Raw genomic sequence first — 19,289 nt, 5'->3', positions numbered from 1 at the left:
GCCATGAGCGACCTTATGACGAGCGACGAATATCGCGCTATCGCACAAGATCTGAGCCTTCCGACAAACGCTTTCATCGATGGCAGCTTCCGTCCCGCAAAATCAGGCAAGACGTTTGAGACCGTGAATCCCGCTACCGGGGCAAAGCTTACGGATATCGCGGCTTGCGGCTCCGAGGATGTCGATTTTGCGGTCCGGAAGGCGCGTGAGGCTTTTGACGATGGCCGCTGGTCAAAATTGCATCCGGGCGAGCGCAAGGATGTGCTGATCCGGCTGTGCAAACTTCTGACCCGGAACAGGCACGAGCTGGCAGTTCTGGAAAGCCTGGATTCCGGCAAGACGATCTATGATTGTGAGACTGTGGATATTCCCGAAACAATCCACTGCATCAAGTGGCACGCCGAGCTGATCGACAAGATCTACGATCAGGTCGCACCGTCCTCCGACGATCATATCGCAATGATCTTGCGTGAACCTGTCGGCGTCGTGGGGCTGGTCCTGCCCTGGAACTTTCCGCTGTTGATGCTGGCCTGGAAGATCGGGCCGGCACTGGCTGCGGGATGTTCGGTCGTGGTCAAACCCGCCGCCGAAACGTCGCTTACCGCACTGCGCCTGGCTGAGCTTGCCCATGATGCCGGAGTTCCGGCCGGGGTGCTGAATGTCGTGACCGGCAGCGGAGCCGAGGTCGGGGAGCCGCTTGGCAAGCATCCCGATGTGGATATGGTCTCATTCACCGGCTCGACCGCGACCGGGCGGAGGTTCCTGCATTATTCCGCCGACAGCAATCTCAAGGAAGTGGTCCTGGAAATGGGGGGCAAGAACCCCTGTATCGTCATGGATGATGCCGAGAACCTCGATACCGTTGCAGAGCATGTCGTCAACGGCGCGTTCTGGAACATGGGTGAAAATTGCTCCGCCGCCTCGCGCCTCATCGTGCATAAGGACATCAAGGATGCCCTGCTGGAAAAAGTGCAGGCCCATGCACGGGAATGGAATGTCGGCGATCCGCTTGACCCGAGCATTCGCGTAGGTGCCCTGGTCTCGAAAAGCCATTTCGACAAGGTCTCGGGCTATCTGGGCAAGGCCAAGAAAAAGCAAATCGTGATGGGCGGCAAAACCGTTAATGGCGCCTTCGTGGAACCGACGATCGTCGATGTCGGCAGCAATGACACCGTGCTTGCGCGCGAGGAGATTTTCGGCCCCATCCTTTCGGTCATCACGGTATCGAGCTTCGAAGAGGCGATCTCGGTGGGTAACGATACCGTTTACGGGTTGGCGGCGTCGATCTTTACCGCGAATGCCAAGCGCGCGATCCGTGGCGCGCGTGCCTTGCGTGCCGGGACCGTGACGGTCAACAGCTTTGGTGAAGGCGATATCAGCACTCCCTTCGGCGGTTACAAGCAATCCGGGTTCGGTGGGCGCGACAATTCTGTTCACGCGCATGACCAATACACACAGCTCAAGACGATCTGGCTGGATCTGAGTGATCCGGTAGATGTCAGTGTGGATTGACGGCCGGGTCGGTCTTCTGGATGCAGCACTGCATTCATGTCTCCTAGTTCCGCGGCGCTTGCGTGCCGCGGAAGGGAGGCGTGTGAATCGCTCAATCTGCCATGGAAAGACGCAGTATGACGCGTAATTACTCTGCGAAACGCCTTCCTAAACATGCAGGTGCTGCGGGCTGGAACGCGATTCTGGAACCGATGCGACCTGCCCGGGTCCTCTCCGAGAATACCGAGGTCGATTTCGCCGTGATCGGTGGAGGGTTCGCGGGGTTATCGGCGGCCCGACGTTTGAGCCAGCTTAATCCGGGTGCCCGTATCGCCTTGCTTGAAGCGGGGCGCATTGGTGAGGGTGCCGCCGGGCGGAATTCCGGTTTCATGATCGATTTGCCGCATGATCTGACATCCGACAATTATGCGGGAGAAAGCGAGCGGTCCGACCAGAAAATAACTCGGTTGAACCGCATGGCCATCGATTTCGCTCACAGCATGGTTGAAGAATTTTGCGTCGATGCGGCGTATTTTCGTCATGAGGGCAAAATAAACGGTGCTGGCTGCGAGGCCAGCCATGCTCGCAATATCAGCTATGCCGGACATCTCGAGCAGCTCGGCGAAGATTATCAACTGCTCGATGCCGAAGATATGGCTCGGTTGACAGGATCCCGATACTATCGTTCAGGCCTCTACACCCCTGGGACCGTCATGCTGCAGCCGGCCGGCTATGTTCGGCAGGTTGCCACAGGACTTGGCGATCTGGTGGATATCTACGAAGATACACCCGCCCTGTCCTTTTCGCGAACCGGCGCAGGCTGGACGATACGGACACCTGCCGCCAATCTCGATGCCGGGAAAATAATCCTCTGCAACAACGGTCACCTTGAAAGCTTCGGGATCAAACGTGGGAGGTTGATGCATGTTTTTCTGTTTGCCTGCATGACGGAGGAGCTGGACGAAACGGCGAGGCGCCGCCTTGGAGGTGAGGGCCGTTGGGGCATCACCCCGTCAGACCCGATGGGTGCCACCATTCGCCGGATCGATGCGGGGCAGGGCGGTAATCGCATCGTTACTCGAAGCTGGGCCGAATTCTGCCCCGGCATGGAAACAAGTGAACGGCAGATGTGCCGGGCAACCGCCTCGATGCGCAGAAAGTTCGACGACCGATTTCCACAGATTGCCGGCATGCCGATGGAATATTCCTGGTCTGGCCATCTGTGCCTGTCGCGAAATGGCGTTTCAGTTACCGGTGAAATCGATGACGGCGTTTATGCTGCCTGTTGCCAAAACGGGTTGGGAACGACGCGGGGAACGCTCACAGGCATCTGCGCGGCGGAGCAGGCCAGCCGCGAGAAATCGGTTGTCACAGAATTTTTCGGGAAGCAGGAAGAACCATCGCTTTTGCCACCCCCGCCAATCTCGACCTTGGGCGCAACGGCGATTTTGCGATGGAAGGAATGGCAGGCCCGGAAAGAGTGAGCGTGACGAGGTAGAGATTGTTTTTGCAAATTCCCGCGATACGCTTAGTCTGATCAACAATTCTTGACACCCAGGGGATCAAGGTCGGGCCGTGGCTTTCAAAAGACGATATCTGCCATCTCTCGGCTCTTTCGCGACCTTCGAGACTGCGGCAAAGCATCTAAGCTTTACCCTCGCGGGAAATGAGTTGAATGTCACTCAGGCGGCTATCAGCCAGCAAATCCGGGGGCTGGAAAAAGCGTTGGGTGCAACGCTGTTTACCCGCAAGCATAACAGCCTGGAACTGACACCCGAGGGCGCGCGGCTACTGACCGCGGTGAGTTCCGGGCTTGACGCGATTTGTGATGTGGTGGAGGCGATCAATTCACCCGATGAGACTTGCGTCATTACTTGTTCCGGAACGAATGCCGCCGTCCAATACTGGTTCAAGCCTTATGCCGACCTTATGCGAGAGGCGCATCCCGAACTGAAATTCGTGCTTCTGGCATCTGACGAGGACGACACGCTCAGAAACTATGATGAGGTCGATATTTCACTGATCTGCGGCAATGAACGTTGCGAGATCGGCGAGACGTTGCTTTACCTTTTTCCGGAGATTGTAGAGCCGGTCTGCAGCCCGGATTACCTGTCTCGCAGAGGCCCGTTTCCCGACACCGAGAGTCTTGTCGGTGCCGACTTGCTTGAACTGCATCGCAAACACTGGTCGGCGGACGCGATTGGCTGGCGGCCTCTGGGCTGGAGCGACTGGTTTCAGGCCAGGGATTATGACGGCGCGGACGCTATCTACTCCGTGCAAAGCAACAGCTATCCGCTGCTCGTGAACGCGGCGATGAACGGTGAGGGAATCATATTGGGGTGGCATCATCTCGTGCGGGCGCATTTGCAAAGCGGCGCCCTGTGCCGACTGTTCGATGCGCCTTTGCGGGTGGATCGCGGCAATTACCTGAAGACCAACAAGGCTTCGATGGATAAGCCCTATGTGCAGGAGTTCATAAACCTGATGCTTCGGGATGCCTCGGACATTGCGGCTGAAGCTGGTGATTGAAGCTGCCAGGGTTTGCCGGAGAGTTTTTCAAACCTTACGCGGTAAGAACGGTGGTGCAAAAGTCTTCCACATGGGCAGGTTTTCGCGCCGTCGTTGACCTATCAGCAGGGACGGGCAAAAAACGAGATGCCCAAAAGAGCTTCCGTGCAAGCACTTGAGAACCGTAAGGTCGGGCGAAGAAGAGTTTTGACTGCAGTCGATCTGCTTGCTGCGGATCGTTTGTTGCTCGACATCTGTTCCATGCTCCAGGTGAAACAGTGGTCAGCCGATATATGTGTTTCCGTCGAAACCGGATATATCGTCAGGCCAGCCCTCATCCGGCACGGACGCAGGGGCGAGCCGAGCCAGGGTCGCTCGTCGCGCCCATAGGTCCACAACCGTGCTGTCGCCGCCTTTCCGGTGCCGGGCAGTCGCATTCAGGATTCACAAAGTGATCTCCGATGACCGATCAGCGCGACAACGCGGTCCTGGGCAATAAAAAATCCTTGCCGAAACCGGTTTCGGAGATTTTAGTGCCCTCTCGCCAGCAGGCTTTGGAGGAGAATCTGGGGATATGACCGGCAGCGAAGCAGATCGGGGGCGGATAACGATCAATGATGTTGCCGACCATCTGGCTTTGTCCAAGGGGACAGTCAGCCGGGCATTGAATGGCTATGACGATATCGCCGAAGCGACAAGATTGCGGGTCGTTCGCGCTGCCGAACGGCTTGGGTACAGGCCGCTTTCCCACGCGCAGGCGATCCGTAACGGCCGCAGCCGCGCATTGGGGCTGGTGATCGATCACGGCGAACATGATCATCACCGGCCATTCATCGCGGATTTTCTTGCAGGGATTTCAACAGCCGCTTCAGAGGCGGACTGGACGCTGACAGTTGCAACCGCGGCGAATATGCAGGCCAGTTTGAATCAGCTGCGCCACCTGAACGAGGACCGCAAGGCCGATGGATTCATTGTCCCGAGGACGATGATCGAGGACCCGCGGATTTCCTATCTGCAATCGGCGCAGATCCCCTATGTCCTCTATGGGCGGAGCGAAACGCCGGGCGCGCACCACTATTATGATATCCGTGGTGAGGATGCGATGGCCGATGCGGTGTCGCGGCTTGCGGCTCTGGGGCACAGCCGTATCGCCTTTGTCGGCGGCGGGGCGCATTATATGTATGCTTGCCTTCGCCATCTCGGTTATCGCGACGGATTGGCACGGGCAGGTATAGCCATCGATCCTGTGCTTGAGGACTCCTCGGCATTGGACAGAACTTCCGGTGCCCGGGCGACGGCGCATTTGCTGGACCTCGACCAGCCCCCTACGGCAATCGTTTTTGCGGTTGATCGAGCAGCGCTCGGGGCGTGGGATATAGCCCGCGAACGCGGTCTGCGTATCGGTACCGATCTCTCTGTCGTCGGCTATGACGGGATTGCCGAGGGTGCCTATCTCGATCCGCCGTTGGCCAGCTATGACGTCAACAATTTCGAGGCAGGTAAAACCCTCGCTTCGATTCTGATCCGCGTGCTGCGGGGTTATTCAGGCGAACCCATTCAGGAATACGGGCAAGCAATGTTTCTCGATCGTGGCTCTGTTGGGCCGTGCCCCGCTGGAGATGATCCGGCAGGGAATAGTTACCAAGTCAGATAGATGGGAGGAAAATCAATGATTAAATCAACGCAAGGCAGAATGCTGACAGGTGTGGCCTTGGCTGCGGTCTGGACTGCGGGACCGGTTTGGGCGGATACATTGAGGCTGTGGACCGTGGAGGAGCAGCCTGAACGCGTGGCCGTTCAACAGGAAATCGCTGACGCTTTTGGCGAAGAATTCGGGCACACGGTCGAAGTGATTCCGGTTTCGGAAACCGATCTTGGCGCAAGGGCGACGGCCGCATTTGCTGCCGGTGACCTGCCGGACATCATTTACCATCCGGTACAATATACCCTGCCATGGGCGGAAGCCGGAATCCTCGACAGCGAGGCCGGACAGGAGGTCGTCGATGAGCTTGGGCCGGAAACTTTCCGTTCCGCGGCCCTGGAAATGGCGGATTTCGGAGGCGAGGTCGCCGCGGTTCCTGTCGATGGCTGGACGCAGCTTATTGTCTATCGCAAGGATCTGTTCGACGAGGCCGGATTGGAGGCACCGACCAGTTTCGCCGCCGTCGAGGCCGCGATAGAGGCGCTTCACAATCCGCCGGAGCTATACGGTTTCGTTGCTGCCACCAAGATCGACGAAGCCTATATGAGTCAGGTTCTGGAGGAGGTCTTTCTCGCCAATGGGGTAAGCTTGGTGGATGAGAACGGCTTCAAGCCGCTTGACGAAGCCAAGACCACCGAGGTTCTGGAATTCTACAAGAAACTTGGCGAGGCATCGCCTCCGGGAGACCTGTATTGGGATCAGGCTCGTTCGGTCTATTTTGCGGGGCAGGCAGCGATGACCTTCTGGTCGCCGTTCATTCTGGATGAGCTTGCCGGTTTGCGCGACAGTGATCCGCCCCGCATCAACGACGATCCGACATCGACCGAACTGGCCTCAAAAACCGGGGTGGTGACGCGGTTTGCAGGGCCGTCGAACCCTGACGGCGCGGCCTGGGCGGATATGCGCTATTGGGGCATTACGGTGGATGCCAATATCGACGCCGCAGAGGATTTTGTCACCTATGCGATGAATGAAGGTTATCTGAAGACACTGGCCATGGCGCCAGAGGGCAAGTTCCCCGTCCGAAACGGAACGGCAGAGGAGCCCGAGGCCTTCATCAAGGGTTGGGCCGATCTGGATGTCGGTGTGGACCGCAAGGCACCGTTATCCGAACTCTATGCGCCGGAAATCATCGAACAGATCGTCGCCGGTCTTGATGTGGCGACCCGTTGGGGGGTGAAGGAGGGGCAGCTGGCCCTTGCCTCGAAAATGATCAACTCGCAGGTCCTGAACCAGATTACGCGAGAGTTCATGGATGGCCGGATCGAAGCATCCGCTGCCGTCGCCAAGATGAACGAGGAGCTGGGCAAGATCCAGTAAGGCGCTTGGCCGGGGAAAAAGGGCAGGGGGCTCTGCCCCCGTCCTTTGGACTCCCCCGGGATATTTCCATGAAGAAGAAGCAGCCGGAAGTTAGCGCCGTTCTTCCGGGTTTTAGTGAGCATGAAACATGAGCGATAGGTCCCGAGCACCGACACATACGACGCCCCTGGCCCGACGGGAGGCCCGGCTGGCCTGGGGAATGATGTTGCCCACCCTCATCAGCGTGGCCCTGATCGTGGTGCTGCCATTGCTGGCGGTATTCTGGATCAGCTTCAAACCCATATCCCTTGCCGATTTGCGGGCACCCACGCCAGTGATCAGCGAACGGGTTCGGGGTGAGGGCGAGGAGCGGCGTGCCGAGTATCGGCTGCGCAACAGTTCGCAGGATAAAGCGATCCGCAATGTCGTGATCGAGGACAGCTTGCCGTCGGATTTGATCAAGGGCCCGCTGCCTGACGGATGCGCAGCCGAGGGTGACCGGCTGATCTGCCGTATGGACGAGATCGAAGGCGGCTATAATGAGCGTCTTATCGTGCCATTGTCGCCCGACGCGGATGAGGACGAGTTGGAGAACGGCGAGCCAGTGGTGACGGGTGAGGCGGATAACATCCTGACGAACATGGAATTCACGCTGAAGAATTTTACCCTGATCTTCAACAGTGGAGAATTCATGTCCGTTCTGGGGGTGACCCTCTTTTACACGGTGTTCGGCACGCTCGGGGCCTTGGTGGCGGGGATGTTCGCGGCGCAACTTCTCAATCACAGTTTCCGTTTCCAGGGCATATTGCGTGGTCTGTTCCTGTTTCCATATGTCGCGCCGGTCATTGCTGTCGCATTCTCATGGCTGATCCTGTTCGATCCCTTTACCGGTTCGGCCAACGCATTGCTGGTGCAGATGGGCGTTGCGGACGAGACGATCAATTTCTTCGGCACGCGCCCGCTGGCGCTGATCATGGTGACCTCCTTCGAGATCTGGCGCTACTTCCCCATGGCATTCCTGTTCATTCTTGCGCGGATGCAGAGCATCGACAGCGACATGTATGAGGCGGCAGATATGGACGGGGCATCGCCCTTCCAGAAATTCTGGTATCTCAGCCTGCCGCAGCTTTTGGGAATCCTGTCGGTTCTGTTCCTGCTGCGCTTTATCTGGACCTTCAACAAGTTCGACGACATCTTCCTGTTGACCGGAGGCAATGCCGGTACACGCACCCTGACCGTCTCGGTCTATGATCAGGCATTTGCCGTGTCCAATATAGGTGCGGGCGCCGCGGTGGCAGTGGTTATCTTTGGCTGCCTGCTGATGTTTTCAGCCGTCTTCTTCAAAATCATGAGCAGGGAGGAGGGGCTATGAAAATCCTCCATACATATCTGCGCAGCGCGGTTCTCCTCGGAGCCCTGTGGATGTTCATTCTGGCGGTCACCTTTGCAGTCGCCTTTTCCTTCATCACCGGCGATCCGATGCGGCCGTCGCTGTGGCTGTCTCTGATCTGGGGCGCGGCTGGTGGGGGGCTGATGTTTGCCGCATCGCGTTGGACCTTCATAGCGGCGGCGACTGTAGCGATTGCTGCGACCGGGTTGGCGGGTTTCGGTCCGGTCATCTTCGCGCAGATCGGGCCGGGCGGGATCTTCATCGCCGGCCTTCTCGGATTCAGCTTTGGCTGGACGCTGGATGTCATGTTCGGCGGTTTGCCGCGGGGGAAGCTGTCACGCCATGAATGGGAGGCGGCAGTCATCCGGTTCCTGTCCGGTCTGGGTTATATCGTGTTCACGGCAGCGGTCTTTATCCCGTTCTACGTGATGGTGATGACCTCGCTGAAGAACCAATCGGAACTGATGCTGAATCCACTGGATTTCTCGGTGGACCTGTCGAAGGGCTGGGGGCTGTTCAGCTCGTATTACGAGTTGTTCACGAAGTTCAATTTCGACACCTACCTGCTCAATTCCTTCATGATCTCGGTCATGACGGTCATCGTGACGCTGATGTTCAGTATTCCCGGCGCATATGCCGTGGCCCGGTTGCGCTTCAGGGGGGCGGCGCTCATGTCCCGCTCGATCCTGCTGATCTATATGGTGCCGATCATCGTTCTGGCCCTGCCCATCTATATCGCCTTTTCGATGACCGGGCTGCGCAACAGCTTTGTCGGCATCCTGATGATCTATCCGGTCACGACGATCCCGGTCGCGCTCTATATGCTGCAGGGCTATTTTCGTGGATTGCCGGCCGAGATCGAGGAGGCCGGCCTGATGGACGGGTTGTCGCGGCTTCAGGTGATCCGGAAGATCACCTTGCCCCTGTCGCTCCCCGCGCTTGCCAGCGTGTCGCTCTATGTTTTCATGATCGCGTGGAACGAGTTTCTGCTGGCCTTCATGCTGCTGGACGATCCGGGGAAGTTTACCCTGACGCGCGGTATCGCCAGCCTCAACTCGTCTGAAATTCCGCGCCAGCACCTGATGGCCGGATCCGTGATCGCGACCATTCCGATCATGCTGATTTTCCTTGGACTCGAACGCTTTATGACCAAGGGCCTCACGGCCGGGTCGGTGAAAGGATAAACGAAAGATGAACCGTCAAATCTCACGCGGTGAAGAGGCCCTGAATGTCCTGCGGGGCAATGATCGTGGCGGGTACACGATTCCGACCCACGGGCTTTATCCCTATCAGTGGAACTGGGATTCGGCCTTTGCTGCCATGGGTTTCGCGGGGTTTGACCCGGCCCGTGCGTGGCGCGAACTGGAATCGCTGCTTAGCGGTCAATGGGATGATGGCATGGTGCCCCATATCCTGTTCCATCAGCAGGATGACGGCTATTTCCCGGGGCCGGAGGTTTGGGGCGGCACCGGTCCGATTCCGTCCTCGGGGATAAGCCAACCGCCGATCGCAGCCGGGATGGCGCGCCGGATCTATCAGGCTGATCCACAGGCGGGGGCGGAGCCCATGCGGGCGTTGTTCCCCAAGCTGTTGCGCTGGCACCGGTGGTTCCTGAAATGGCGCGAGGATCAGGGGGCGATCTGCACGACCCATCCTTGGGAATCCGGGCGTGACAATGCCCCTGAATGGGATGCCGCGCTCAAGCGGATCGATCCCGTGGGCGTGGGCGAATACCAGCGCCGCGATACCAGTCATGTCGATGCCTCGATGCGGCCGACGAAATTCGATTATGATCGCTATATCTGGCTGGTCCAACAGGGGAAAAACCTGCAATGGGATCAAGCCGCATTGCTGAAGGAATGTCCTTTCAGGCTGGCCGATCCGACCATGAGTTTCACCCTGCTGCGGGCGCATCGGGATTTGAAGGCGCTCGGGGATGAGCTGGGTCTCGATACCGGCGGCATGGCCGATGAGATCGCGCTTCTGGAACGCGGTGTGCAAAGCCTCTGGAACGCCGAGATCGGCAGTTTTGACGTGCGTGATACGCGCAGCGGCGAGTGGAGCGGCATCATCTCATGTGCGGCTTTTCTTTGCTGGTATGCGGGAATTGAAAGCGAGGGGCAGCTACAGCATCTCCGCCGCATCCTCGGCCGGGTGACCTATGGTGTGCCAAGCGCCGATCCGGATTGGTCGGGCTTCGATTCCAAGCGTTATTGGCGGGGCCCGTCCTGGCCCTTCATGAATATGCTGATCGGGTCGGGCCTGATCGAAGCGGGTCATTCCGAAGGCGAGAAAATCCGGGCGATGACACAGGAATTGCTGCTGAAACACGGCTTTTCCGAATATTACGACCCGCTGAGCGGAGAGCCCGCGGGCGGTGGGAAATTTACCTGGACGGCAGCAGTCTGGTTGGGCTGGGTCAGCGTGGATAAGGGGTAAGCATATGGGTTCTATCAATCTTTCATCCATTGAAAAGTGGTTCGGCGAGGCTCAGGTCATCAAGGGGATCGACCTTGAGATCGCCGATGGGGAATTCATCGTTTTCGTTGGTCCTTCAGGCTGCGGAAAATCCACCCTCCTGCGGATGATCGGTGGGCTTGAGGATATTTCGCGCGGAACGCTCTCCATTGACGGGCGCGATGTGACCGCCGAGCCCCCCAGCAAGCGCGGCTTGGCCATGGTGTTTCAGTCTTACGCGCTTTATCCGCATATGTCGGTGCGCGATAATATGGGGTTTTCGTTGAAAACTTCCGGCGCGCCAAAATCCGAGATCGAGGAAAAGGTCGGACATGCCGCCGAGGTGTTGAAGCTTGAACCTCTGTTGGACCGCAGGCCCAAGGACCTTTCCGGCGGGCAAAGGCAGCGCGTCGCCATTGGGCGTTCGATCGTGCGTGATCCGACCGCGTTTTTGTTCGACGAGCCGTTGTCGAACCTCGATGCCGCCTTGCGGGTCGAGATGCGTCTGGAAATTGCCAAGCTGCATCGGAAACTGCAATCGACGATGATCTATGTAACGCATGATCAGGTCGAGGCAATGACGCTGGCCGACCGGATCGTCGTTCTGGAATATGGCAAGATCGCGCAAGTCGGCACCCCGAAGGAACTGTATCAACGCCCGGCCAATCTGTTCGTCGCGCAATTCATCGGCTCTCCGAAGATGAATATCCTGCCGCTGGACGCAGAAGCAGGCAAGCTGCGGCAAGCAGAGGGACTGCGAATCCCGGAAGGGGCCGTTTCGCTTGGTGTCCGGCCTGAACATATCGGACTGACAGGACCGGATAACGGTCATTGCGCCGGCGAAATCGAGGTGGTCGAATATCTGGGGGCCGATAGCTTCCTGTTCGTCGATGCCGGCGAATTGGGACGTCTGACGGTGCGCGTCACGGGCGAGGCAGAGGTCGAGCCCGGCATGAAAGTGGGGCTGAATTTCGATGCGGCCACGCTTTCATTCTTTGATGCAGACGGCTTGCGCGTGGAAGCTGCGGCCTGAGAACCGAGGTAAAACATGTTGAACCTTCCGGCGCATCCCTATGCGCTGACAATGGATGCCCCGAAGACAATCGGGGTAATGGATGATCCGCAACCGGAACTCGGGCCGCAGGATGTGCGGATACGCACGCTGTATTCCGGAATCTCTGCCGGAACCGAGATGGCTGCCTATCGCGGCACCAGTCCGTTTCTGGACCGCAAGTGGAACCCCGATACACGGTTGTTCGAGGCCGGGGCGGCATCGCTCTCCTATCCAATGGTTGCTGCCGGTTATGAGGAGGTCGGTGAAATAGAGAAGGTCGGCGCCGATGTGACGGGGCTGAAGCCCGGTGATATTATCTGGGGAAGCTGGCAGCACCGCAGCCATTACACAGCATCCGCAGCCTGGGCGCTGGCCCGAAAACTGCCGGATGGTCTTGATCCCGTGACGGGCATCTATTCGCATATCGGGGCGATTGCGCTGAATGCGGTTCTGGATGCGCGGCTGAACCTTGGTGAGACCGTGGTCATATTCGGCCTCGGCGTTCCTGGGCTGATCGCCGTGCAAATGGCGGTTGCCTCGGGTGCCGATGTCATCGCGGTCGATCCGGTGCCATCCCGGCGCGAGCGCGCCCTGCGATATGGCGCGGTGCAAGGGCTGGATTCGGGAGAGCCAGATCTGGCCCATCGTATCCGCAGCTTGACCGGAGGCAGAGGGGCAGATTGCGCCATCGAGATATCCGGCCATTACAAGGCATTGCAGATGGCGATCCGCTCGGTCGCGTATAATTCCCGAGTCGTGGTCAGCGGCTTTTTCCAGGGCGACGGAATTGGTCTCGCATTGGGGGAAGAGTTTCATCACAACCGCATCCAGTTGATTTGCTCGCAGATCAGCGGGCAGGCGGCGAATTTGCAGCACAGGTGGGATCGAGCGCGCCTGAACGGCACCGTTTTCGATTTGGCAAGGCGCGGAAAGATCGATTTGCCCGATCTGGTGACGGATCGCTATCCAGTGGCGCAGGCGGATGAGGCATTTGCGCGGATCGACAGTAACCCGGGTGATATATTGCAAACAGTTCTGGATTTCGGGGGGCAGAATGACGCTTAATCTTTCCATTCAGGAAAATCTGGTTCCAGGGCAGGATATTTCGGAAAAATGGAGCCTTGCCCGAGACGCGGGTTTCGATGCCCTCGAACTGCGTGGTGGGGCGGATTTTTCCGATCGTTTGCTGCAGTTGCGAAAGGCGCAGCAGGAAGGAGCGGTGTTTTCATCGATCTGCATCGAATCCGATCGCTTTATCGGCGCTTTCGATCCGGAAAGGCGTCGCGAAGCGCGCGGGATCATGACCGGACTGCTGCGTGCCGCAGGTATGCTCGGTCTTGCCGGAGTGGTCACTCCGGCCGCATGGGGAATGCATTCCAACCGCCTGCCGCCATTCACGCCGCCGCGCAGCCCCGAAGAAGACCGGTCGGTATTGATCGAGGAACTGGCGGCGCTCGGCGCTGTTGCAGCTGAGGCGGGCACGCTGGTTTTGCTGGAGCCGCTGAACCGGTACGAGGACCATATGGTCAATACTCTGGAGCGTGGCGCGGAACTCGCCCGGGAGGCCGGCGATCATGTGAAAGTTCTGGCCGATAGCTATCACATGAATATCGAAGAGACATCGCCCCTGGATGCGTTGAGGGAACTGGCGCAATCAGGCAAGCTTGGCCATGTGCATCTGTCCGACAGCAATCGCCATCAGCCGGGCGCGGGGCATATCGATTTTCGGGCGATGCTGAAGCTGCTTGCCGATTGTGGATATTCGGGTCACTGCGCCATCGAATGCCGTTTGAAGGGTGAGCCGCTGGCCGCCATCTCCGAAACCGCAAGGTTCCTGCGGGGCTGACAAATCGGCCTCGAAACGCTTGGTGCCATCATACCCTGCGCATCGTCGATAGGGCTCAACCAAGGAAAGCAAGATGAACATTCGTGTCACTGTCTGGAATGAAAACGTCCATGAGCAGGAGAACAGGATCGTCGCTTCCGTTTATCCCGATGGGATACATGGTGCGATTGCCGAGGGGCTGAATGCCGACCCTGCGATCCGGACCGCAACCGCCACGTTGCAAGAGCCTGAACATGGCTTGACCGAGGAAAAGCTGGCGCAGACCGATGTGCTGTTGTGGTGGGGTCATCGCGCGCATGGTGAGGTCGCTGACGAGGTGGTCGAACGGGTTTGCAACGCTGTCTGGTCCGGCATGGGGATGATATTCCTGCATTCAGCACATTTCTCCAAACCGTTCAAAAGGTTGATGGGCAGCCCGTGCAACCTGTCCTGGCGCGAGGCGGGCGAGCGTGAGCGCCTATGGGTTACCTCACGAAACCATCCGATCACCGCCGGATTGCCCAATCATTTCGAGTTGGAGCACGAGGAAATGTATGGCGAGCCCTTCGGTGTGCCTGAACCGTTGGAGACGGTGTTTCTCAGCTGGTTCTCGGGCGGCGAGGCGTTCCGCTCGGGATTGACTTACAAACGCGGTGCCGGAAATGTTTTCTATTTCCGTCCGGGTCACGAGACCTATCCGACCTATCATGACGCCAATATACAGCGTGTTCTGTTGAACGCGGTGAAATGGGCACATAACCCGGCGCCTCGCCTTGCAGATCCCAATGCCGCGCCGAATATTCCCGTGTCCAAGGCACTGGAACCCATCGAGGAACGCGGTTCCCGGCTGCATGACGATGGCGAGGACGGTTATCGTTGATCTTGCCGTTCGGATTGCTCTCGATGAGATGTTGACCCGGGTGGCAGAGCATTGCGAATTCAATCGGAACGAGACGGTCGATTTTATTGCCTTGCGGCTGAATGGCGCGACGGCAGCGATGATGGCTGTATGTGGTTTTCCGACCTTGCGAAGCTGCTGTGCGAATGCTTTCGAGGCCTCGGAAGTCGTCCCCTCCATCATTCGGGCGAAAACGCGCATCCGGCTCTTTTTTCGGCGAGTTGATGCCACTTCCAGAAATATCCTGATGCGGATTGTGCCATCCTGACTGCCTGCAGCACATGGCAAAGGCCGTCAACATGATGCTTGCCCGGTATGCGGGCCGTTTCATGCATTGCTATTGATTTGTTGTATACAACATATCGAATCAATGTTAATAATAGCGCGAATAATCGCGTATTTTAACGATGAATAATCCTGGCTGTGCACAGCATTAGATCATAGAAAGGGCCGTCGCACGATGTTCGCAAACCCCTTCAGCAGACCGGAACTGGACCAGCGCGTAGCAAGCTTCCGGCAACTTCTTGTCCGGAATGAACTTGATTGCGCCGTTCTTTCCGCCCCCGAGAATATCTTCTACCTGACCGGGCTGGATCACTGGGGCTATTTCGCGCCGCATTTCCTGATCGTGCCGGTCGAGGGCGAGATGGTGCTGGTGACCCGGGCGATGGAACGGGTCACCATCGAGACCTTCGTCCGCAATGCGCGGTTCTCGGGTCACGGGGACGAGGTCAGTCCAGCGGTGGCGCTGGTCGCCGAAATCCGCCAGCTTTCCGGGCGGGCCGGGATCGAGATGAACTCAACGGGTTTCTCCTATCCGACCGGCCGGGCGCTGGCCGAGGCCATTGCGCCACGCGAGATGGTCGACATCTCCGGCTGGCTCGACACATTGCGGCAGGTGAAATCCCCCGAAGAGCAGGCATTGATGCGCGCCGCCTCCCGGCTGTCCGATCAGGGCATGCAAGCGGCCATCGACGCGCTCGGCCGCGGCGGGGGTGAATCCGGGGTTGCGGCCGATGTCATGTCGGCGCTGACCCGCGATGGCGGCAACCCGCCCGGTTTCGGCCCTTTCATCCGCCCCGAACACCGCTTGGGGGAAGAACATACGACATGGGGCAATGGGCATTACCCCGATGGCGGCCGGGTCTTTGTCGAGCTGTCGGGCTGCGTTGCCCGCTATCACGCGCCGCAGGGCCGATTGATCCAGATGGGCCAGATTCGCGACGAGGATGCCCGCATGGCCGAGACCTGCCGGGCCGGGTTCGACGCCGTCTGCGGGGCGCTGAAACCGGGGGCGGTCGCGCGCGACATATATGCGCTCTGGCAAGGGCATCTCGACGAGATCGGCTGCGGGCACTACCGGCGGCATCATTGCGGTTACATGGTCGGCATCGGGTTCCCGCCCAGCTGGACGGGCGGAAACGGCGTCACCGGTCTGCGCCATGACAGCGGGATGGAGATCCGCGAGGGCATGGCTTTCCACATCCTGTCCTGGATGATGGGCACCGGTCGCGGCGATTTTTTCCTGTCGAATACGGTCCTGGTCGGCAAGGCGGGAGGGGAGGTCCTCAGCCAGACGACGAACGCGCCTATCGAAATCGAACGGGCAACGGCGCTGTCGGCCTGATCCATCGGCAGAAACACGGAGGAGGAGAAGGAAATGACGGATTTTTCGGGAGAGAGGGAGTCGGTGTCCCTCAATTACAGGATCACCATACCGTCGGTGGCGATCCTGGTCGCGCTGTGCATACCGCTGGTCATCTGGCAAGAGGAATCCACGGATGCGCTGAACGCGATCTTTGCAACCATCGTCAACAGTATCGGCAGTCTCTACATTGTGTATTCCATCCTGATGGTTGCAGCGAGCCTGTTCTTCATCTTGACCAGATACGGCAGCGTGGTGCTGGGGGATCCGGGGCAGAAGCCACGTTTCAGCTGGTTCGAATACCTGTCGATCATCATCGCCATGGGTATCGGCTCGACGATCATGCGCACCGGCACTGTCATGTGGGCGCCCATCGCCGCGGCGCCGCCCTTCGGACTGGAGCCGCAATCTCTGGCCGCCATGGCGACCGGTAACGGCTATGCGATGTATTTGTGGAGCTTCCAGACCTTTGCCATCTTCTCGGTCGGCGCGCCGGCCATCGGTTATCTGCTCTATGTCCGCAAGGTGCCGGTCCTGCGCATGTCCGAGGTCTATCGCCCGCTTCTCGGCGATCGTTTCACCGATGGCGCAGGCGGCATCGTAATCGATATCCTGTTCATGGTGGCGATCATTGCCGGTGCGGCAACCTTCCTTGGCCTCGGCACCCCCATCGTGACCGCCATCGTGTCGCATATCACCGGGTGGGAGGCGACATTTGGGCTGACCTTCGCGGTCACGCTGGTCTGGATCGCGCTTTTCACCGCATCGGTGCTGTTGGGGCTGGAAAAGGGCATCAAGAATCTCTCGACGCTGAACATGTATCTTGCGGCATTGCTGGGGATTTTCATCGTCGTTGCGGGGCCGACGGGTTTTATCCTGTCCTTCTTCTTCGATTCCCTGGCTTCGCTTTTCCGCGACATGCCCAGCTATGTCCTCAATATAGGTACATGGCCCGAGGAAGGCAGTGGCACTTACGACATCGCCCGCTACACGATCTTCTGGTGGGCCTATGGCGCGACATGGTCGCTCTTGCACAGCATCTTCGCGGCCAAGATATCCGAAGGTCGGACGATCCGCGAATTGCTGCTGGCCTATCTGCTGGCGCCGCTGGTCCTGGCATGGGTGGCGACGGGCATCCTTGGCGGGCTTGGCGCGGGGTTGCAGGATAACGGTTCGCTGGATGTGTTCACGATTGTTTCCGAAAGCGGGCAGATGGCAGCGATCGCCGAGATCATCGCCAACATACCCTTCGGGCTGATCGTCGCACTCGTCTTTACCATGCTGACGATGACCTTCTTTGCGACGACGCTGGATTCCACCACCTTCACCGTCTCGGCCTATACCGATGACAACGACATGCACAAATACGATCCGGCCGCGAAGATCCGGCTGTTCTGGTCGGTGGTCATCTCGGTCTTTGCGCTGGTGCTGATGAAGGTTGGCGGCCTCGTGCCGTTGGAGGTCACCTCCGGCCTGCTCGGATTACCAATCATCTTCGTCCAGCTTGGTTCGGTCTGGGCAGCCAAGAAGATGATCGACCAGGATCGCGCATGGGAAACCCATACGCGTAAAGCGGTCGCCCCCGGCTAGGGCGATTGTTCCCTCCCCGACTTGCCCCGCCTTCGGGCGGGGCGTTTTTCCTTTAGGGTTCATAGTTTCGATGACTGGATTCTCCGCTTTCAGAATTTTTGCCGAGGCGCTGCGCGGCAATCGCGGCTGGACCCCGCATTGGCGCAAGGCCGATCCGGCGGCGCATTACGATGTCGTCATCATCGGCGGTGGCGGCCACGGCTTGTCCACGGCATGGCACCTGGCCAGCCAAAATCGCGGGCTGCGGATCGCGGTACTGGAAAAGGGTCCGATCGGGCTGGGCAATACCGGGCGCAACACCACCGTCATCCGCGCCAATTACCTGCTGCCCTCGAACCAGCGCTTCTACGAATATTCGTTGCGCAAATGGGAAAGCTTCGAGCAGGATCTGAACTACAACGCCATGGTTTCGCAACGCGGCGTACTGAACCTGTGGCATAGCGACGGCCAGCGCGATGCCCATATCCGGCGCGGCAATACGATCCGCCTGTCGGGCGGGGATGCCGAGCTTCTGGATGCCGCGGCATTGAGGGACCGCTATAAGTTTCTCGATTTCGACAATGCCCGCTTCCCGATCAAGGGCGGGCTCTGGCATGGGCGCGGCGGCACCGTGCGCCATGACGCCGTGGTCTGGGCCTATGCCCGCGCGGCCTCGGAGCTTGGGGTCGATATCGTCGAGAATTGCGAGGTCACGGGGTTCGAGATCGAGGCAGGCCGCTGCCGCGCCGTGCAGACGACGCGGGGCCGGATCGCGGCGGACAAGACGGCGATCTGCGTCGCCGGATCGTCCGGCCGTCTCGCCGCCATGGCTGGGCTGCGCCTGCCTATCGAGAGCCATGTTCTGCAGGCCTTCGTCAGCGAGGGGCTGAAACCCTTCATCGACGACGTGATCGGCTTTGGGGCCGGGCATTTCTATATCAGCCAGTCGGACAAGGGCGGGCTGGTCTTTGGCGGCGATCTGGATGGCTATAATTCCTATGCGCAGCGCGGCAACCTGCCCATGGTCCGGCATGTCTGCGCGGGCGCGATGGCGCTGATGCCGGCCATCGGTCGGGCGCGGCTGCTGCGCTCATGGGGCGGGATCATGGACATGACCATGGACGGCTCTCCGATCATCGACCGGTTGCCGGTCGAGGGCATGTTTCTCAATGGCGGCTGGTGCTATGGCGGGTTCAAGTCGATCCCCGGCGCCGGGGATTGTTTTGCCCGGCTGATCGTCAGTGGCGAGCCCCGACCCGAGATCGCCGCCTTCCGGCTGGACCGCTTCCATCGCGGCCACTTGATCGACGAGGCCGGGGCGGGGCCCTGGCCGAACCTGCATTAGAGCCCGTGGTGATGACATGGAAATCGTGATGATCCGCGTCCCGCGATGGCCGGGGGCGCTGCCCCCGGACCCCCGGGATACTTGCATGAAGAAGAAAGGGCGCGTC

The 19,289-nt window shown here is 59.1% G+C and carries 15 protein-coding genes; all 15 read left to right on the top strand.

Annotated elements, in window-relative coordinates; translation table 11 throughout:
• Positions 1 to 3: 3 nt before the first annotated feature.
• Positions 4 to 1,512, top strand: a complete 1,509-nt coding sequence (locus JHX88_RS14560) for an aldehyde dehydrogenase (protein ID WP_076526361.1) — start codon at positions 4 to 6, stop codon at positions 1,510 to 1,512.
• Between the two features lie 116 nt (positions 1,513 to 1,628).
• Positions 1,629 to 2,975 carry an NAD(P)/FAD-dependent oxidoreductase gene (locus JHX88_RS14555; protein WP_076526359.1) on the top strand — a complete coding sequence of 449 codons (1,347 nt, stop codon included), beginning with the start codon at positions 1,629 to 1,631 and terminating at the stop codon, positions 2,973 to 2,975.
• Positions 2,976 to 3,066: 91 nt separating this feature from the next.
• Positions 3,067 to 4,020 carry a LysR family transcriptional regulator gene (locus JHX88_RS14550; protein ID WP_076526357.1) on the top strand — a complete coding sequence of 318 codons (954 nt, stop codon included), beginning with the start codon at positions 3,067 to 3,069 and terminating at the stop codon, positions 4,018 to 4,020.
• Positions 4,021 to 4,573: 553 nt separating this feature from the next.
• Entirely contained in the window at positions 4,574 to 5,653 is a 1,080-nt protein-coding gene (locus JHX88_RS14545) for a LacI family DNA-binding transcriptional regulator (RefSeq protein ID WP_076526355.1), read from the top strand.
• Positions 5,654 to 5,668: 15 nt separating this feature from the next.
• Positions 5,669 to 7,021 carry an ABC transporter substrate-binding protein gene (locus tag JHX88_RS14540; RefSeq protein WP_076526353.1) on the top strand — a complete coding sequence of 451 codons (1,353 nt, stop codon included), beginning with the start codon at positions 5,669 to 5,671 and terminating at the stop codon, positions 7,019 to 7,021.
• A gap of 127 nt (positions 7,022 to 7,148) precedes the next feature.
• Positions 7,149 to 8,372, top strand: coding sequence for a carbohydrate ABC transporter permease (locus JHX88_RS14535; RefSeq protein WP_076526352.1), 1,224 nt, complete (start codon positions 7,149 to 7,151; stop codon positions 8,370 to 8,372).
• Positions 8,369 to 9,574 (top strand): carbohydrate ABC transporter permease, encoded by a 1,206-nt coding sequence (locus JHX88_RS14530; protein WP_076526350.1) that lies wholly within the window; start codon positions 8,369 to 8,371, stop codon positions 9,572 to 9,574. Before JHX88_RS14535 ends, JHX88_RS14530 begins: the two co-directional genes overlap by 4 nt.
• Before the next feature lie 7 nt (positions 9,575 to 9,581).
• On the top strand, positions 9,582 to 10,829 hold the full coding sequence (locus JHX88_RS14525) for an MGH1-like glycoside hydrolase domain-containing protein (protein WP_076526349.1): 1,248 nt from the start codon (positions 9,582 to 9,584) through the stop codon (positions 10,827 to 10,829).
• A 4-nt stretch (positions 10,830 to 10,833) separates the two neighbouring features.
• Entirely contained in the window at positions 10,834 to 11,880 is a 1,047-nt protein-coding gene (locus tag JHX88_RS14520; RefSeq protein WP_076526347.1) for an ABC transporter ATP-binding protein, read from the top strand.
• A 15-nt stretch (positions 11,881 to 11,895) separates the two neighbouring features.
• Entirely contained in the window at positions 11,896 to 12,966 is a 1,071-nt protein-coding gene (locus tag JHX88_RS14515) for a zinc-binding dehydrogenase (protein WP_084203156.1), read from the top strand.
• On the top strand, positions 12,956 to 13,747 hold the full coding sequence (locus JHX88_RS14510) for a sugar phosphate isomerase/epimerase family protein (RefSeq protein WP_076526346.1): 792 nt from the start codon (positions 12,956 to 12,958) through the stop codon (positions 13,745 to 13,747). Before JHX88_RS14515 ends, JHX88_RS14510 begins: the two co-directional genes overlap by 11 nt.
• 73 nt (positions 13,748 to 13,820) lie before the next feature.
• The gene (locus tag JHX88_RS14505; RefSeq protein ID WP_076526344.1) at positions 13,821 to 14,606 is read left to right on the top strand and encodes a ThuA domain-containing protein; all 786 of its coding nucleotides are present in this window, start codon (positions 13,821 to 13,823) and stop codon (positions 14,604 to 14,606) included.
• A 478-nt stretch (positions 14,607 to 15,084) separates the two neighbouring features.
• Complete coding sequence (locus tag JHX88_RS14500; RefSeq protein WP_076526341.1) at positions 15,085 to 16,251, top strand: M24 family metallopeptidase; 1,167 nt, start codon at positions 15,085 to 15,087, stop codon at positions 16,249 to 16,251.
• A gap of 33 nt (positions 16,252 to 16,284) precedes the next feature.
• Positions 16,285 to 17,859: a BCCT family transporter gene (locus tag JHX88_RS14495; RefSeq protein ID WP_076526340.1), complete on the top strand. Its 1,575-nt coding sequence runs from the start codon at positions 16,285 to 16,287 to the stop codon at positions 17,857 to 17,859.
• A 70-nt stretch (positions 17,860 to 17,929) separates the two neighbouring features.
• Positions 17,930 to 19,183, top strand: coding sequence for a sarcosine oxidase subunit beta family protein (locus JHX88_RS14490; RefSeq protein WP_076526338.1), 1,254 nt, complete (start codon positions 17,930 to 17,932; stop codon positions 19,181 to 19,183).
• Positions 19,184 to 19,289 lie beyond the last annotated feature (106 nt).

This window comes from Paracoccus saliphilus (assembly GCF_028553805.1).
GTDB lineage: Bacteria > Pseudomonadota > Alphaproteobacteria > Rhodobacterales > Rhodobacteraceae > Paracoccus > Paracoccus saliphilus.
Note: the sequence above shows the minus strand (reverse complement) of the source record. Positions and strands in the feature narration are given on the sequence as shown.

Coding starts and splice junctions, on each gene's coding strand:
- JHX88_RS14560 (WP_076526361.1), top strand. CDS start 4: ATGAGCGACCTTATGACGAGCGACGAATATCGCGCTATCGCACAAGAT.
- JHX88_RS14555 (WP_076526359.1), top strand. CDS start 1,629: ATGACGCGTAATTACTCTGCGAAACGCCTTCCTAAACATGCAGGTGCT.
- JHX88_RS14545 (WP_076526355.1), top strand. CDS start 4,574: ATGACCGGCAGCGAAGCAGATCGGGGGCGGATAACGATCAATGATGTT.
- JHX88_RS14540 (WP_076526353.1), top strand. CDS start 5,669: ATGATTAAATCAACGCAAGGCAGAATGCTGACAGGTGTGGCCTTGGCT.
- JHX88_RS14535 (WP_076526352.1), top strand. CDS start 7,149: ATGAGCGATAGGTCCCGAGCACCGACACATACGACGCCCCTGGCCCGA.
- JHX88_RS14530 (WP_076526350.1), top strand. CDS start 8,369: ATGAAAATCCTCCATACATATCTGCGCAGCGCGGTTCTCCTCGGAGCC.
- JHX88_RS14525 (WP_076526349.1), top strand. CDS start 9,582: ATGAACCGTCAAATCTCACGCGGTGAAGAGGCCCTGAATGTCCTGCGG.
- JHX88_RS14520 (WP_076526347.1), top strand. CDS start 10,834: ATGGGTTCTATCAATCTTTCATCCATTGAAAAGTGGTTCGGCGAGGCT.
- JHX88_RS14515 (WP_084203156.1), top strand. CDS start 11,896: ATGTTGAACCTTCCGGCGCATCCCTATGCGCTGACAATGGATGCCCCG.
- JHX88_RS14510 (WP_076526346.1), top strand. CDS start 12,956: ATGACGCTTAATCTTTCCATTCAGGAAAATCTGGTTCCAGGGCAGGAT.
- JHX88_RS14505 (WP_076526344.1), top strand. CDS start 13,821: ATGAACATTCGTGTCACTGTCTGGAATGAAAACGTCCATGAGCAGGAG.
- JHX88_RS14500 (WP_076526341.1), top strand. CDS start 15,085: ATGTTCGCAAACCCCTTCAGCAGACCGGAACTGGACCAGCGCGTAGCA.
- JHX88_RS14495 (WP_076526340.1), top strand. CDS start 16,285: ATGACGGATTTTTCGGGAGAGAGGGAGTCGGTGTCCCTCAATTACAGG.
- JHX88_RS14490 (WP_076526338.1), top strand. CDS start 17,930: ATGACTGGATTCTCCGCTTTCAGAATTTTTGCCGAGGCGCTGCGCGGC.